Raw genomic sequence first — 986 nt, 5'->3', positions numbered from 1 at the left:
TCCTTCAGCCAGGTCGCGGTGACGCAGCCGACGAAACCGACGAAGGTGCCGATCGACAGGTCGAGTTCGTTGCCCGCGATGACGAACATCTGCGCGATCGTCGCCAGCGCGATCGGGATCGCCAGGTTCAGCATCAGGCTGAAGCCGAAATAGCTGATGGCGCGCGGGTTGAGCCAGGCGATGGCGATGAGCACCAACGCCAGCGACAGCGCCGGCAGCAATCCGCGCAGCAGGCGCGCGCGTGCCGCGCTGCCGCGCGCCGCGGACGCCTTGAGACCGTTTTCGAGTGTCGCCGCCGTCATCTCAGGCCGCATCGCCGAAGGAGGACTGGATGATCTTCTCTTCGGTCAACTCGTCGCGACGCAGATTGGCGACGATGCGGCCGTTCTTGAAGACATAGATGTGGTCGCAATTGTCGAGCTCTTCGGTTTCCGTGGTGTACCAGAGGAAGGTACGGCCGCGGGCAGCCTCCTCGCGCACGAGGTCGTAGACCTCCAGCTTGGTGCCGATGTCGACGCCGCGCATCGGGTCGTCCATCAGCACGATCTGTGCATCCGAGCCGAGCGCACGCGCAAACAGCGCCTTCTGCTGGTTGCCGCCCGATAGCGAGAAAATGTTGTTGTTCATATCAGGCGTACGGATGCCGATCTTCTTCTGCCAGAATGCAGCAAGCTCGGCCTCACGCTGCGGCGAGATCAGCAGCCCGCTGCGCAGCCGCGCCAGCGAGCGGATGCCGATATTCTCGGCGATTGACCATTCCGGAAAGATACCGTCCGACTGGCGGTCGCCGGCGACCAGCGCCACCGGCGCTGTCACCTCGATGCCGGCCCGGGCGCGCGTGGCGCCGCGGAAGATCGCCAGCAGCAGATCGGTCTGGCCGTGGCCCGCCAGCCCGGCAAGGCCGATGATCTCCCCAGCGCAGGCGACGAGGTCGGTGCCGTCCTTCTGCGCGGCGGGCCGCGCCCGGACCCTCAGCGGACTGGCGG

General features: G+C 66.3%; 1 protein-coding gene and 1 pseudogene. Both read right to left on the bottom strand.

Annotated elements, in window-relative coordinates; all coding sequences use genetic code 11:
- A pseudogene (locus EN969_RS32810) lies at positions 1-302 on the bottom strand (ABC transporter permease); the annotation flags it as partial.
- A gap of 1 nt (position 303) precedes the next feature.
- Positions 304-986, bottom strand: a 683-nt coding sequence (locus tag EN969_RS32805) for an ATP-binding cassette domain-containing protein (protein WP_164758744.1), incomplete at its 5' end; no start/stop codon positions are given.

The organism is Mesorhizobium sp. M7A.F.Ca.CA.003.01.2.1, assembly GCF_003998945.1.
In the GTDB taxonomy this organism is placed as follows: domain Bacteria; phylum Pseudomonadota; class Alphaproteobacteria; order Rhizobiales; family Rhizobiaceae; genus Mesorhizobium; species Mesorhizobium ciceri.
The sequence above is the reverse complement of the archived record's forward strand: the minus strand, read 5'-3'. Positions and strand labels throughout refer to the sequence as shown.